The organism is Nonomuraea glycinis, from assembly GCF_035920485.1.
GTDB lineage: Bacteria > Actinomycetota > Actinomycetes > Streptosporangiales > Streptosporangiaceae > Nonomuraea > Nonomuraea glycinis.
In genome coordinates, this window is record NZ_CP109166.1 from 4,083,092 (window position 1) to 4,096,320 (window position 13,229).

At 68.2% G+C, this 13,229-nt stretch carries 13 protein-coding genes; 9 read left to right on the forward strand and 4 right to left on the reverse strand.

The annotated features are described in order from the left end of the window. Window positions 1-38: 38 nt before the first annotated feature. From OHA68_RS19485 to OHA68_RS19515, 7 genes are all read left to right on the forward strand, one after another. Window positions 39-1,409 (forward strand): glutamate--cysteine ligase, encoded by a 1,371-nt coding sequence (locus tag OHA68_RS19485; protein ID WP_327108894.1) that lies wholly within the window; start codon window positions 39-41, stop codon window positions 1,407-1,409. 79 nt (window positions 1,410-1,488) lie between these two features. Beyond that, window positions 1,489-2,121 carry a neutral zinc metallopeptidase gene (locus OHA68_RS19490; RefSeq protein WP_327109526.1) on the forward strand — a complete coding sequence of 211 codons (633 nt, stop codon included), beginning with the start codon at window positions 1,489-1,491 and terminating at the stop codon, window positions 2,119-2,121. A gap of 273 nt (window positions 2,122-2,394) precedes the next feature. Further along, complete coding sequence (locus OHA68_RS19495; protein ID WP_189141142.1) at window positions 2,395-2,652, forward strand: WhiB family transcriptional regulator; 258 nt, start codon at window positions 2,395-2,397, stop codon at window positions 2,650-2,652. Window positions 2,653-2,741: 89 nt separating this feature from the next. Further along, complete coding sequence (locus tag OHA68_RS19500) at window positions 2,742-3,443, forward strand: CPBP family intramembrane glutamic endopeptidase (RefSeq protein ID WP_327108895.1); 702 nt, start codon at window positions 2,742-2,744, stop codon at window positions 3,441-3,443. A 283-nt stretch (window positions 3,444-3,726) separates the two neighbouring features. After that, window positions 3,727-4,716 carry a DUF2804 domain-containing protein gene (locus OHA68_RS19505; RefSeq protein WP_327108896.1) on the forward strand — a complete coding sequence of 330 codons (990 nt, stop codon included), beginning with the start codon at window positions 3,727-3,729 and terminating at the stop codon, window positions 4,714-4,716. A 266-nt stretch (window positions 4,717-4,982) separates the two neighbouring features. Beyond that, complete coding sequence (locus OHA68_RS19510) at window positions 4,983-5,207, forward strand: type II toxin-antitoxin system VapB family antitoxin (protein ID WP_327108897.1); 225 nt, start codon at window positions 4,983-4,985, stop codon at window positions 5,205-5,207. After that, window positions 5,204-5,617, forward strand: coding sequence for a PIN domain nuclease (locus OHA68_RS19515; RefSeq protein WP_327108898.1), 414 nt, complete (start codon window positions 5,204-5,206; stop codon window positions 5,615-5,617). Before OHA68_RS19510 ends, OHA68_RS19515 begins: the two co-directional genes overlap by 4 nt. 25 nt (window positions 5,618-5,642) lie before the next feature. Here the strand turns inward: OHA68_RS19515 and OHA68_RS19520 are convergent, their stop codons facing one another. Further along, window positions 5,643-6,362 carry a PIG-L deacetylase family protein gene (locus OHA68_RS19520; RefSeq protein WP_327108900.1) on the reverse strand — a complete coding sequence of 240 codons (720 nt, stop codon included), beginning with the start codon at window positions 6,360-6,362 and terminating at the stop codon, window positions 5,643-5,645. Between the two features lie 123 nt (window positions 6,363-6,485). Between OHA68_RS19520 and pcrA the strand changes: the two genes are divergently transcribed. Next, window positions 6,486-8,708 carry a DNA helicase PcrA gene (pcrA, locus tag OHA68_RS19525; protein ID WP_407674505.1) on the forward strand — a complete coding sequence of 741 codons (2,223 nt, stop codon included), beginning with the start codon at window positions 6,486-6,488 and terminating at the stop codon, window positions 8,706-8,708. A gap of 154 nt (window positions 8,709-8,862) precedes the next feature. On the opposite strand, the gene OHA68_RS19530 is transcribed toward pcrA, so the two are convergent. After that, complete coding sequence (locus OHA68_RS19530; RefSeq protein WP_327108902.1) at window positions 8,863-9,903, reverse strand: L,D-transpeptidase; 1,041 nt, start codon at window positions 9,901-9,903, stop codon at window positions 8,863-8,865. Window positions 9,904-10,103: 200 nt separating this feature from the next. Here OHA68_RS19530 and galE point away from each other — a divergent pair, with 200 nt between their 5' ends. Continuing rightward, window positions 10,104-11,090: a UDP-glucose 4-epimerase GalE gene (gene galE / locus OHA68_RS19535; RefSeq protein ID WP_327108903.1), complete on the forward strand. Its 987-nt coding sequence runs from the start codon at window positions 10,104-10,106 to the stop codon at window positions 11,088-11,090. A gap of 155 nt (window positions 11,091-11,245) precedes the next feature. On the opposite strand, the gene OHA68_RS19540 is transcribed toward galE, so the two are convergent. Further along, on the reverse strand, window positions 11,246-12,124 hold the full coding sequence (locus OHA68_RS19540) for a hypothetical protein (protein ID WP_327108904.1): 879 nt from the start codon (window positions 12,122-12,124) through the stop codon (window positions 11,246-11,248). Between the two features lie 163 nt (window positions 12,125-12,287). Further along, a complete protein-coding gene (locus OHA68_RS19545; protein WP_327108905.1) occupies window positions 12,288-12,959 on the reverse strand; it encodes a hypothetical protein in 672 nt (223 codons plus the stop codon). Window positions 12,960-13,229: the final 270 nt, after the last annotated feature.

Below are 13,229 nucleotides of genomic sequence, written 5' to 3' on the forward strand. Positions count from 1 at the left end.
GGGAAAAAGTACGACGATGCCTGGATGTCTTCGCTCAGATGCTGCGGGAGTCCCGCTTCGAGGATGACCGGTCGTTGGCCGGGCTGGAGATCGAGCTCAACATCGTGGACTCGGACGGCGAGGCGTGCATGCGCAACGCCGAGGTGCTGGCCGCGATCGCGCGCCCCGACTGGGCCACCGAACTGGGCCAGTTCAACATCGAGATCAACGTCGAGCCCAAGGACCTCAGCGACCACGGCGCGTTCCACCTGGAGAACGACGTTCGCGCCCGGCTGAACCACGCCGAGGAACGGGCCAGGTCCCTGGGCTGCCACCTGGTCATGATCGGCATCCTTCCCACCCTGCGTGAGCAGGACATCGGCGAGGGCACGCTCTCGGCCAACCCCCGCTACCGTCTGCTCAACGAGCAGATCTTCGCTGCCAGGGGAGAGGATCTGCACCTGGCGATCGAGGGCGTCGAGCGCCTGGAGACGCACGCCGACAGCCTCGCCCCCGAGGCCGCCTGCACCAGCCTCCAGCTTCACCTCCAGGTCAGCCCGCCGGCGTTCGCCGCGCACTGGAACGCGGCCCAGGCCATCGCCGGCCCCCAGGTGGCCGTCTCGGCGAACGCGCCGTACCTCTTCGGCAGGGAGCTGCACCGGGAGACCAGGATCCCGCTGTTCGAGCAGGCCACCGACACCCGCCCGCACGAGCTGAAGACGCAGGGCGTGCGCCCGCGCGTGTGGTTCGGCGAGCGCTGGATCACCAGCGTCTTCGACCTGTTCGAGGAGAACGTCCGCTACTTCCCGGCGCTGCTGCCCCTGTGCGAGGAGGAGGACCCACGGACCGAGCTGGACCGGGGACGCACCCCGGAGCTCCCCGAGCTGACCCTCCACAACGGCACCATCTACCGCTGGAACCGCCCGGTGTACGCGGTGGTGGACGGCAGACCGCACCTGCGGGTGGAGAACCGGGTGCTCCCCGCGGGCCCGACGGTGCTGGACGTCGTCGCCAACGCCGCCTTCTACTACGGCCTGATGAGCGTCCTGCCGCATGCCGAGCGGCCGATCTGGAGCCGGATGTCGTTCGCCGCCGCCGAGGAGAACCTCACCAGCGCGGCCCGCCACGGCCTGGACGCCCGTCTGTACTGGCCCGGCATGGGGGAGGTCCCCGCCGCCGAGCTGATCCTGCGCCGCCTGCTGCCCATGGCGCACGAAGGGCTGGCCCGCTGGGGAGTGGACGGGGCCGTCGCCGACAGGCTGCTCGGCGTCATCGAGGGCCGCTGCCTGACGGGCCGCACCGGGGCGACCTGGCAGGTGGACAAGGTGCGCGCGCTCGGCGGCGACCGGCACGAGGCGCTGCGCGCGATGACGCTGGAGTACATCGAACGCATGCACACGAATGAGCCTGTGCACACGTGGGCAGTCTGAAGTCGTGACACGACCCCCGGTGCCCCTGTACGACCCGACGTCTCCTCCTTCTCCTCGCCTTGGACGGCCCTTGCCACGCGTGGTGCTGCTCGTCGCGGTGCTCACGATGCTGCTCGGCGGGTGCGGGCTCGTCCAGGCGCCGTCGAGGGACGTGGGCGGCGCCGACTCGTTCGAGGATGACGTACGGGGTGCCAGGGCCTTGACGGAGGAGTTCTGGAAGCAACAGTTCGCCGCGCTGGGGCGGACTTATCAGCCTGTTTCCCGATTTGTCCCCTACTCGGGAGAGTCCGGCCCGAGCTGTGGCGGAGAGCCCGCCGTGCCCAACAACGCCTTCTACTGCCCCGCCGGCCACTTCATCGCCTACGACCGGGCCTGGATGGAGGGGTTGTGGAGCGAGATGGGCGACGGCTCGGTCTACCTGATCATCCCGCACGAGTTCGGCCACGCCGTACAGTCCCAGCTCCAGACCGGCTTCCGGCTCAACGTCCAGATCGAGCTCCAGGCCGACTGCTACGCGGGCGGCACCCTCAAAGCCCTGATCGACTCCGGCGCCCTGACCGCCGAGCCGGGGGACGAGGACGAACTCCTCCTCAACCTGGCCGCCGCGGGTGACCCCACCGACGACTGGCTGAACCCCGCCGCCCACGGCACCGCCGAACAGCGCCAACAGTCCTTCGCAACGGGCTACACCCGCGGCGTCTCCGCCTGCTGACCCGCCCCGCCACCCACCCGCGCCCGCCGGCATCCACTCCCCGTTGACATCCCCCCGCGTGCTGGCGTCCACCGCGCCCGCTGGCGTCCGTCCGCAGACTTGTCCAACAACGTCCTACTTCCGGCCGTACGCCGCCATAACGGTGTACGGCCGGTGTAGGGACGCCTGCCGACGATGACGTACGGACTCCGCTCGTCTCCCCGCTGGGGATGTACATGCGTGTCAATCCACAGGATGATGCGACTGATCATGTGGACGCCATAGCGTTGGCGTATGCCTTTGGAGGAGATCGGCTGGCTGCGGAGGGGCGCCTGCAAGTCCAGCGACCCCGAGCTTTTCTTCCCGCTCGCGGCCTCGCCCGTCCAGGAAGCCCAGGCCAAGGCCGTCTGTGCCACCTGCCAGGTCCTGACCGAATGCCGGTCCTATGCCTTAAAGGCCGGCGAGACGGACGGCATCTGGGGCGGCCTGACTCCGGAGGAGCGCCGCCGCACCCGCTTCCCCGCCGGCTGGCGCAACTCCGCGGCCTCCTAGCCTGCCCCTACGTAGGTCCGGGCGCTCGTGGTGGCATCGGGTTGAGGTCTGGGGTGCCGGTCGGGGTGGGGGCGACGTAGCGTGCAAGCATGCTGCTCCGGTCGATCGCCGTGCTCGTCGCGGCCAACGTGCTCAACAACAAGGTCACGCCGAGGCTCGGACCGCTCACATCCGCCGCCGCGACCGCGGCCCTGGTGGCGATGGCTCGGCGGTCGGGGCTGTCGTGGAAGGAGTTGGGGTTCGAGCACGGGCGTAAGGGGGCGGTGACCGGCGGGGTGTTGGCCGCGGGGGTGGCGGCGGTCTACACCGTGGGCATCAACGTGCCCCGTACCCGGCCCTTCTTCCAGGACGAGCGGGCGCTGTCGCTGACGCGGGCGCGGGTGCTGGAGGAGGCCCTGATCCAGGTCCCGTTCGGCACGGTCCTGCTGGAGGAGGTCGGTTTCCGTGGGGCGCTGTACGGCATGGTGCGCCGGACCCACGGCACCGCCGCCGCCACGGCCGTGTCGTCGGCGCTGTTCGGGCTGTGGCACATCCTGCCCGCCATCGACATGGCCCGCGCCAACCCGGCACTCGGGGCACTCACGGCGGGCGAGTCACCAGGGCACCTGGACACGGCACGGGTGGTGGCGGGCAGCGTGGTGTCCACGGCGGCGGCAGGCGTTCTCTTCTGCGAACTCCGCCGCCACCGAGGCCTCCTGGCCCCCTCGATGCTGCACCTGGCCACCAACTCCCTGGGCTACCTGTTCGCCCGCCTCGCAGCGACAAAAACAGCCAAGCCCCGCCCCGAATGAGGTGTCTTCGTGCTTCCCGGCTGCAGAAACGGACAAGGCCCGTCCTCAGTGAGCTGCCGTCGGGCTTTGCCGCGGCGGGAACGGTCGAGATGCGTCCTCAGTGAGCTGTCGTCGGGCTTTTGGGGTGCGGAGACCATCTAGGGCTTTGCTCGGCAGGGAGCTGCCGGGAGGGTGTCGGTGTGAGGGTTGTGGCCAGTAGGCTGCCGTCGGCTTTGTGGTGAATGGGGCCTTATCGAGTGTGCTGCCGGGTTCTGGTGGCGAGGAGTGATGGGGGTGGTGGCGAGTGAGCTCCCGGACTGCCGAGCCTGAGATCAGCGTGCCCGTCGATCTGTGTCTGCCCGATGGGCGGCTCGATCCGGAGGCGGTCGGCTGGACGCGGCGGCCGTTGCATCGGGCCAACCTGCGAGGCTGGGGGCGGACCAAGCGGTGGGAATACTGGGGCGTCGTCACCCCCGCGCACGTGATCGGCATCGTGGCGTCCTCGATCGACTACGCGGGCGTGCACGGCATCTACGTGCTCGACCGCGCCACCGGGGCGGAGGTGTCGAAGGACGCCGTGGTGCCGCTGGCGCGCGGCACCGTCATGCCGGACCGCAGCGGCGAGGGCACGGCCCGCGCGCGTGGCGGCAGCCTGGCCATCGACATCCGGCAGAGCCCCGGCGGCACCACCCTGCGGGCCGTGGCGCCGGGCGTCGAGGTGGACCTGGAGATGTCCTTGCCGGACGGGCACGAGTCGCTGGGTGTGGTGGTGCCGTGGGGGCCGCGCCTGTTCCAGTACACGGTCAAGGATGTCGGGCGGCCGGTGCGCGGGCGGCTGGTGCTGGACTCGGCGGAGCACCTGGTGCGCGAGGAGGACTCGTTCGCGGTGCTCGACCACGGCCGGGGGCGGTGGCCGTACCGGATGGTGTGGAACTGGGCGGCGGGCAGCGCGCCCGGGAGGGCGATCCAGCTCGGCGGGAAGTGGACCGAGGGCACCGGTATGACCGAGAACGCGCTCTTCGTCGACGGGCGGCTGCACAAGATCGGCGAGGAGCTGGCGTGGCACTACGACCGCGACGACTGGTTGCGGCCGTGGCGGATCACGGGGGACCGGGTGGAGGCGGAGTTCACGCCGTTCCACGAGAGGGTCGCCCGTACTGAGCTGGGCGTCGTGGGCTCCGAGACGCACCAGTGCTTCGGCTGCTTCAGCGGCCGGGCGCAGGCCGACGACGGCGCCTGGATCGACCTCGACGGCCTGACCGGGTGGGCCGAGGAGGCCCGCCAGCGATGGTGACGGCCACCGCCACGGCCACGGCTGTTGCCACGGCGACGGGGCCGGCTGTCGGTTGTCTGGCTTGACCTGCTCGAATTCCGCCACTGGATAAGAGATGTCCGTCTCGGATGGAGACCGTTTCCACTCTTCCGAAGTCACTGGTCTTTACGGCTTTCCGGCTGCCCTAGCGTCTCCGTTGCGCCTCTTCGTGATGAGAGAATTACGAAGAGTGCGTATATCAAGATCACGAGCCGTGATATACGCTGGAGGTACGGAGGTGATGTCCCATGCGGACCGTTATCGACATCGACAAGGAGCTCCTGCAGGCCGTCCAGGACAGGCTGGGCACGGGCAACATGAGGGAGACGGTGCACACGGCCCTGCGTTCGGTGCTCGACCGCGACAAGGAAAGGGAGAGCGCGATCGAGGCGTTCGAGTTCTGGCGGACGGAGGGGAGTCCGGATCTCCTGGATCCGGAGGTCATGAAGCATGCGTGGCGACTACAGGAGTGATCTATCTCCTGGACAAGAGCGCGCTGGCGCGCATCCGCACCAGCGAGGTGGTGGCCAAGGCCCTCCATCCGTTGTACGCGGCTCATGTCGTCGCCACGTGCCCCATCATCGATCTCGAGGTCTGTTACAGCGCTCGTGATCCCGCTCATTTCCAGCGCATTCGCCGTGCGCAGCAGCAGGTGATCCAGTTTTCCGTGGGGGACCACGTATACAAGCGGGCGTATGAAGTCCAGGAGCAGCTGGTAGGGGCTGCGCAGCATCGCGGCATCGGCCCGGCGGACCTGCTGATCGCCGCCTGCGCCGAAGTGCACGGTGCCACGGTCCTGCACTACGACCGGGACTTCGATCGCATCTCCGAGATCACCGGGCAGCCGTCGCTGTGGGTGGTGCCGCCCGGATCCGTGCCCTGACGGTCGCTGTCGGCCGACCGCTGTGTCAAGCCGTGGCGACGACCTGGAAGCCCTCGGCGTAACGGCCCTCGGCGAAGCCCGCTCGCTCGGCCCAGGCGGCGGAGCGGCCCTTGATGAAGTCGGCGAACCCCTCGACGTGCGCGACCTGGCTGACGTGCGACTGCAGCGCCGCCAGCCTGCGGTCGATCACGTCGGTGATGTCCACGTAGTGGTTGGGCGTCGAGCCGCCGACCAGCCAGACCTCGCGGGCGGTCCATGCCTCCAGGCCTTCCTCCAGCAGCAGCTCAGGAAAGGCGTAGGGGTTGCGGGCGTCCGGATAGACGGCGTCCAGGGTGCAGCCGCCCACCGCGCGGTGGTCGGGGTGGCTGGGGGCGATGAACTGGTAGTTGCGGTCGGGGTGGTGGGTGATCACCAGGTCCGGCCGTACCTGCCGGATGACTCTGGTGATCGCCTTGCGCAGTTCGAGCGAGGCGACCACGGCGCCGTCGGGATAGGCGAGGAAGCGCAGGTCGGTGACGCCGACGCACTTGGCCGCCGCGATCTGCTCCGCTCTGCGGAGCTCGGCCATGCCGGAGTTGTCGAGCGTGCGTTCGTTGCCGCCCGCGTCGCCGTCCGTGACCATCAGGTACGTCACCTTGACGCCTCTTTCGCCGAAGAGCGCGACGGTCCCGGCGGACCCGAAGTCGGCGTCGTCCGGGTGCGCGGACACGACGAGCACCCTGTCGATCTCACTCTCGGGCAGCATGGTCATTCCTCCCTGATGGTCGTTGGCACAACGAGCGCGTCGGCGTCGGCATTCCGGGCACCGTTTGTCGGTGAGGGGTCATAACCTAGGTGGGTGCCGACCCGAGTCCCTGTTGACCACCCCTTGCTCGATGGCCTCAACGCGCAGCAGCGCGAGGCCGTGATCCACTATGACAGCCCGCTGCTGATCGTGGCGGGGGCGGGCTCGGGCAAGACGCGGGTGCTCACCCACCGCATCGCCTACCTGCTGGCCGAGCGGGAGGTGCATCCGGGCGAGATCCTGGCGATCACCTTCACCAACAAGGCCGCCCGCGAGATGAAGGACCGCATCGACAAGCTCGTCGGGCCGCGCTCCAAGGCGATGTGGGTGATGACGTTCCACAGCGCCTGCATGCGGATCCTGCGGCGCGAGGCCAAGCGGCTCGGCTTCCCCTCCAGCTTCTCCATCTACGACCAGGCCGACTCGCAGCGGTTGATGGCGATGGTCTGCCGGGAGATGGAGCTCGACCCGAAGCGCTATCCGCCCAGGTCGTTCTCCGCCCAGGTGAGCAACTTCAAGAACGAGCTGATCGACTACGAGACCGCCATGGACCGGGCGGGCTCCCACCTGGAGAAGACGCTCGCCCAGGCCTACAAGAGCTATCAGCTCAAGCTCACCGAGGCCGGCGCGATGGACTTCGACGACATCATCATGAACACGGTGACGTTGTTCCAGCTCTTCCCTGACGTCGCCGAGCACTACCGGCTGCGGTTCAGGCACGTCCTCGTCGACGAATACCAGGACACCAACCACGCCCAGTACATCCTGATCAGGGAGCTGGTGGGCCGTCCCGAGCTGCGCACCTCCGACGGCGAGCTGGTCCGCTCCGGCGCCGACCAGTCGCAGCTGTGCGTGGTCGGCGACGCGGACCAGTCGATCTACGCCTTCCGTGGCGCGACGATCCGCAACATCCTGGAGTTCGAGCGCGACTACCCCGACGCGCGCACCATCCTGCTGGAGCAGAACTACCGCTCCACCCAGAACATCCTGGCCGCCGCCAACGCTGTCATCTCCCGCAACGAGTCACGCAAGCCGAAGAACCTCTGGTCCGACCAGGGCGACGGACCCAAGATCATTGGATACGTCGCCGACAACGAGCACGACGAGGCCATGTTCGTCGCGCAGGAGGTCGACCGGCTCAGCGACGAGGACGACGTCAAGGCGGGCGACGTCGCGATCTTCTACCGCACCAACGCCGCCTCCCGCGTCTTCGAGGAGATCTTCATCCGCACCGGCCTGCCCTACAAGGTGGTCGGCGGCGTGCGCTTCTACGAGCGCAAAGAGGTCAAGGACCTGCTGGCCTACCTGCGCCTGCTGGCCAACCCGCTGGACGTGGTGTCGCTGCGGCGCATCCTCAACGTGCCCAAGCGGGGCATCGGCGACAGGGCCGAGGCGATGGTCGAGGCGTTCGCGACCCGCGAGCGGATCCCGTTCTGGGAAGGGCTGCGGCGCGCGGACGAGGCGCACGGCATGGCGACCCGCTCGCTCAATGCGATCAAGGAGTTCGTCGCGCTGGTCGAGGAGCTGATCGCCAAGGGCGAGGGCATGCCGCCGTCCGCGCTGGCCGAGGAGGTGCTGATCGCCACCGGCTACCGCGCCGAGCTGGAGGCGTCGGAGGACCCGCAGGACGAGTCACGGCTGGAAAACCTCAACGAGCTGATCTCGGTGGCCTCGGAGTTCGAGGACGCCAATCCCGAGGGCACGCTGGTGGAGTTCCTGGAGCAGGTGTCGCTGGTGGCCGACGCCGACCAGATCCCCGACGCCGACGGCGGCCAGGGCGTGGTGACGCTGATGACCCTGCACACCGCCAAGGGCCTGGAGTTCCCGGTCGTCTTCCTGACGGCCATGGAGGACGGGGTCTTCCCGCACGTCCGCTCGCTGGGCGAGCCGAAGGAGCTGGAGGAGGAGCGCCGCCTGGCCTACGTCGGCATCACCAGGGCCCAGCAGCGCCTCTACCTCACCCGCGCCGCGGTGCGCAGCTCCTGGGGCTCCCCGTCGTTCAACCCCGCATCGAGGTTCGTCAGCGAGGTGCCGGGGTCGCTCATCGACTGGCGCACGGACCCGGGCAAGTCCGCCTGGAACGCGGCCACCCGTCGCGAGCCCGCGCCGGCGGTGGCGGCCAAGAAGAGCGGCGGCCGGACCATTCCCACGCTCAATCCCGGCGATCGGGTCTCGCACGACGCGTTCGGCCTGGGCACGGTGGTGTCGGTGGACGGGGTGGCGGAGAAGACCAAGGTCAAGATCGACTTCGGGACCGGGGGAGAGAAGGTTCTGCTGCTGGCGTACGCGCCGGTGGAGAAGCTCTGACCGGAGCCTGCCGGGTGACCGCTGGGTGTGCGTACTTCTGCGCGTGACCGTGGTGGACGTGCTCTCCGCCTGACTGTGGCGGACGTGCTCTGTGCGTACGAGCGAGAGCGATGCGGGCGCGGCGCACTCCGAGGGGAGTGCGCCGCCGCGAGCGTCAGGTCTGGGGGGTACGCAGGGCGCTGCCCTGCTTCCACTGGGTCCAGTTGAGCTGCCAGTAGCTCCAGCCGTTGCGCCAGTCGAGCTTGCGCTTGGTGCCTACGATCTTGACCACGTCACCGCGCTGGGCGATGCCGTAGAACCACCTGGCGCCGGCCGGGGTGGCCCGGACGCAGCCGTGGCTCTGGTTGGAGCGGCCGAGATACTGGTAGTCGCCGAAGCTCTGGTGGACGTACTCACCGCTGTCGGAGATGCGGACCGCCCACGGGATCTGCTCCTTGTAGTAGCGCGGGTCCTTGGGGTCGGTGACGCCCATCCAGGACGAGGTCATGGTCTCCACGGCCTTCTTGCCCATCGTCAGATGGACGCCGCTGGTCGTGAGATAGACGTCGACGCCGTTACGCACGAAACCGCCGCGACCGGCGCTGATCGCGATCTTCTTCGCCAGCTTGCCGTTCCGGTAGACCTTCATCACGTGCTTACGGGTGTCGACGAGCGAGATGTTGGCCGGGCCGACGGCGAAGCGGCGACTGACGTTCTTGGCGGCCTCGTTGCCGGGGATCTCGTTGAGCAGGGCCTTGAACAGCACCTTCTGGTTCGGCTTCCAGTAGGTCTTGGTGCGGTAGACGACCTTGCGGGCCGACACCCACCGCCAGGCGCCCTCGACGGGCTTGTCGGCCTCGACGCGCAGCACCGCCTCGGCGGCCGCCCTCTGGCGCACGTCGCGGTCGAAGGTCACGATGATCGGAAAGCCGACGCCCACCTTCTCGCTCTTCTCCCCCATGGGGGTGATGTCGGCGATGCCCAGCTTGGGCTTCTTCGAGGCGGTCCGGGCTCTCGCCGCCGCGGCCTTGACGGGCGCTCCGGCGGTCCGGCCGTCCGGCGATTCCAGGGCCTGCGACTGTACGGCCTGCGCCTGCAGGGCCTGCGCGGCCAGGTGCTGGTCCACTTGGTGCAGCGTTACGGGGGTGCTTTCCGCCGTACAGGCCGTCACGGTGATCAGCGCGGCCATGGTCAGTAGCCGGGGGAAGCGGTTCACGGGTCGTACTCCTGGGCTAAGTGCTCATGTGACGCGTTCTGCCACAGATGGGACAGGTGAGCCAGGAGTTTCGTGTACCTGGAGGGCGTCACGATGGCGTAACGGTCCAATTCATGAAATGTCCGGCGTGGTGGGGGTGGGGTGAGGCGGGTTCCGCGACGTACGAGATCTCCTTGGTGTGGGGTGGGTAAGGTGCTCGGGTGCGTGTACTGATCTCGGGCGGGGCGGGTTATATCGGCAGCACGATCGCATCGGCGTGCCTGGATGCGGGGATCACTCCGGTGATCCTCGACAGCCTGGTGACCGGACGGCGTGAGTTCGCCGAAGGGCGGGCGTTCTACGAGGGGGACATCGGGGACGGGGCGCTGATCGACCAGATATTTACCGAAAATCCGGATATAGCAGCCGTTGTGCACTGTGCGGCGTTGATCGTGGTGCCCGACTCGGTGGCCGACCCGGTCCGCTACTACCGGGCGAACGTGGCCAAGAGCCTGGAGTTCGCCGGTCATCTGCTGCGCAACGGGTGCAGGCGGATGATCTTCAGCTCGTCCGCGTCCATCTACCGGGCGGGCGAGGACCACACCGTGGACGAGGAGTCACCGCTCGACCCGCAGAGCCCGTACGCCCGGACCAAGGTGGTGTGCGAGGCCATGTTCGCCGACATCGCCGCGACCCAGCCGATCGACGTGCTGTCGCTGCGCTACTTCAACCCGATCGGCGCGGACCCCCAGATGCGCACCGGGTTGCAACTCAGACGGCCCAGCCACGCGCTCGGCAAGATGATCGAGGCGTACGAGGAGGGCGTGCCGTTCCAGATCACCGGCACGGACTACCCGACGCGTGACGGGTCGGGCATCCGCGACTACGTCCACGTCTGGGACCTGGCCGCGGCGCACGTGGCGGCGCTGGAGCGGTTCGACTCGCTGCTCCCGGAGACCTCCGTGATCAACCTCGGCACCGGCTCGGGCACCACCGTGCGGGAGCTGGCCGACGCGTTCAACCGGGTCGTGGACCAGCCGATCGACGTGGTGGAGACCGGGGCGCGTCCTGGCGACGTGGCCGGGGCCTACACCCGCAGCGACCGCGCCGAGCGACTGCTGGGCTGGCGAGCGCGTTACTCGGTCGAGGAAGGGATCGGGCACTCGCTGGAATGGGCCCGCCTGCGGGACTCCCGCCTGAAGGGGTGACCCAGCGACCGGTCCCCTTGCCGCTTCACGAAGGCAAGGGGGCCGGGCTGAGCGGTACCGGTTGTCCGGCCGGGTCACCGCCGCGGTGACCCGTGGGTCAGGCCACCGCGGCGGCTGGAGAAGGCCGGTTCTCCTTCAGCAGGCTGAAGCCGGTTCTACTTCAGCAGGTTGAACAGGTCGAGGTTCTCCGCGCTCTCCTGCTCGTCGCCGGTGCCGCCGTCCAGCTTGGTCGTGACCTCGTCGGCGGCCGGGGCCTTGATGGAGACCTTGCCACCCCAGCCGTTGTAGCGGGTGTCGACGATCATCTTCTCGCCGGCGCCGTCGCTCGCGGCCAGGGCGCTGCCGGGCACGATGGTCACCAGGCGCGTCGGCAGCCCCTTGGCGTTCACGCTGAGCCGCCAGGTGATCTGGGACTTCAGCGTCTTGGCGGAGGGGGTGGCCGGCGACGAGGCGCGGTAGTACGCGGAGACCTTGCGCAGGTCACGGACGGAGATCTTGCCCGTGTAGCCGCCGGAGGCCGGCTTGGCGTTCTTGAACAGGGTCTTCAGCGTGGCCGGCTCGACGATGTTCAGCGGCTGGCCGAAGATGCCGGTGAAGCCGGCCGGCGGGCCCCCGGGGGCCTTGTACCAGGTCTTGCCGCTGGGCAGCAGCTCGGCCCAGATGCTGCCCGAGAGGTAGGAGGTCGTGCCGATCCTGATCGTACGCTCGGGCTTGGCGAGCGACTGGAACATCGAGCCCTCGCCGAGGTCGGCGAGATCGCTGGCCTTGATGTTGAGCTTGCCCGTGATGTCCGACGCGGCGAGTCCGGACCTGCTGAACTGGTACGTGCCGCTGCTCCGGACGAAGACCGCGCGCATCCGGCCGGAGTCGAGGGTGGTGCGCTCGGTGAACGTCACTCCCTTGCCGGGAACGAGCTGCTTCTTCACGGCAGTGACCGGCTTGGCCGGTGCCTGCGTGATGGCGGCCTGCGCGGGGGTGGCCGCCATGAGCGCGGCGGCCGAAGCCAGAGCCAGGCCGGCGAGCATGCGATTCATTGAGTGGTTTCTCATTTCAGGAGGGGTGGTGAGGTCGCGGCCCGAGCGGGCTGGTGGAAATACGGTCATATTTCCCCCTTCAAAGCGACCTCGGGGGTGAAACCGGCATCGAGTGAACGGCCGGCGTTGCCGCTCGGCTTTTCACTCTGACGACGGAAAAGATCTATCGGTTCTGGCCGAGCAAGTCGATCGAGTTGTTCGCCGTGTCCTGCGGTGTATCGGTGAGGTCCTTGGCGTCGATCCACTCCGACTCGGGTGGCGCCTTGATCGCCACCTTGGTGCCCCAGTCGGTGAAGCGTGTCTCGGCGAGGATCACGTCGGGGCGGCCCCCGCCGACGCGGACGGTCCACTTGCTCACCAGCCGGTGCACCAAGCCCTTGGAGTCGGTGTCCAGCAGGTAGTCGATCCTGGTCTTGCCCACGTCGCCGTCGATCCCCTCCTCGCCGTTCAGCTCCCTCAGCTCCGTCCAGGTGATTGAGCCCCGATAGGCGCCCTTGACGTACTTCGCGTCCGCCACAAGCTTCTGCAGTTGCTTGACGCGGAAGGTGTCAATCTCCTGGGGGCTCCTGGCGCTGTGGCCGGGCCCGTAGCGGATCCACTTCTTGGCGGGTAGGCGCGCGTCCAGGTCGCCACCCCGGCCGTACAAGTAGCCGCCATGGACGAGTTCGCGTTTGGGGGTCAGCGAGGCGTACTCGTCCCACGCGGACTGCTTCATGCCCTTTGCGCGATGGAAGCGCGTGGACTGGTCGGCGGCGATGATGCCGGATTTCCCGAACTCCAGTGTTCCTGAGACTCGGAAGATAGCGCTCGACTCGGTCACGACACGAGTGGACATGGAGAATCGCACTCCGTGTCCAGGCGATAACTGCCTTTCCAGCGCTTTGACCGGGTTGATAGGCGCGGCCTGCGCTGGTGCCACCGTGACCAGTGTCGACGCGCCCAACGCCAGCCCGGCGATGATTCGCTGCATGCGGATCCTTTTAGGATGAATGATGACGGACAACGGATCATGCCAATCAAAGATCACGACCATATATCGGGCGTCGCCGTATTTTTCGGTGAATGGGTGCACTTTCCGTGCAGAGGGTGCCTCGCCGAAGTGAGA